The following is a 1,222-nucleotide window of genomic DNA, read 5'->3' as shown; positions in this document are numbered from 1 at the left end:
ATCCTAAATTGCAATATTAAATTAGCCACTTAGATAAAATCCAGTGTATGTATGAAGGGGAATGTGATCCCTCAATTAACGGGTTAGTTTTGGAAATACTATGCTAACCTAGCCAACTCTTCTTCAAACAAAACGGATGGCTGTCGATAGTTCAAAATCTTCCTAGGCAACTGATTCAGTGTCTGATAAATACGTTGAATAGACTCTGTAGAGTAATCAGAAATTGCTTTTCCTTTGGGAATATATCGTCTGAGCAGACCATTGTGTCGCTCGTTAGATCCTCTTTCATACGGTGCATATGGACGAGCGAAATAGACGTCAGTAACACCTTGAAGACTCTTTGTCAGATTAGAAAACTCGCTGCCGTTATCCGACGTAATCGTTTTGAATACTTGAGAAAACAGCTCACCAAAATCCTGTCGTAACTGGTTGATCGCAAAGTCCACCGAATCATGATCTTGATCATCTAGGAGGATGGCATAATAGTTTCTCGTTTTACGTTCAACGAGCGTCAATAATGCGTTGTCATCAGACTTCTGTCCTTCTACCGTATCAATTTCCCAATGACCGAATTCTTGACGATCTTCAATTTCAACGGGACGTTCAGCGATGCTCATGCCCAAAATACGACGGTTTCTTCGGATGTGTTTCACTTTGGTGTTCCGTCTCAGTTTCATCGGCAAGTCTATATTTCGAACGCGTAATACGTCTAAATCAATGTAGTTATACAGGGTTTTCGTGGACACAGTAGGTCGGTCTTTCCACTCTTCTTGAAGGCTTGTAAACCCGACGACTGCATCTGGTGACCAGTCTTGATCTAGGATTTTATCACACGCGAAATTGACAAATTCATTGGCTATAAGCAGCTTACTTTTTGCACCGCACTGAAGTCGATTTCGTTCATATATCGCCTGTCCTGTTTCAGCGAAATAAGCTGTATAGGATGTGCGCCCAGTTTTGAGCTGGGTCGTGGTTCCACGCTTTAATTCATTAGCGATTGTTTGATGAACGCGTCCTAAGCGTCTACCGATCTCTCGGTTGGTATGTCCATCCTTGTGAAGCGCCTCGATTTGACCGCGCTCAAAAGCTGACAGGTGTTTATTTTTACGGTTTTGTATGGTACTCTCAAGTTGTGCCACTATAAAACTTCCTCTCATTGTTAGTCTCGCAACTTCAATGATACACGAATTTTATAGTGGCATTTTTTTGTTTGGATTTAGGT

Annotated in this window: 1 protein-coding gene; it reads right to left on the bottom strand. The window is 41.7% G+C overall.

Annotated elements, in window-relative coordinates; all coding sequences use genetic code 11:
• Positions 1–98 precede the first annotated feature (98 nt).
• Positions 99–1,142, bottom strand: coding sequence for an IS30 family transposase (locus CSV76_RS16910; protein ID WP_369823362.1), 1,044 nt, complete (start codon positions 1,140–1,142; stop codon positions 99–101).
• Positions 1,143–1,222 lie beyond the last annotated feature (80 nt).

The organism is Sporosarcina sp. P17b, from assembly GCF_002743115.1.
Lineage (GTDB): Bacteria > Bacillota > Bacilli > Bacillales_A > Planococcaceae > Sporosarcina > Sporosarcina ureae_C.
The sequence above is the reverse complement of the archived record's forward strand: the minus strand, read 5'-3'. Positions and strand labels throughout refer to the sequence as shown.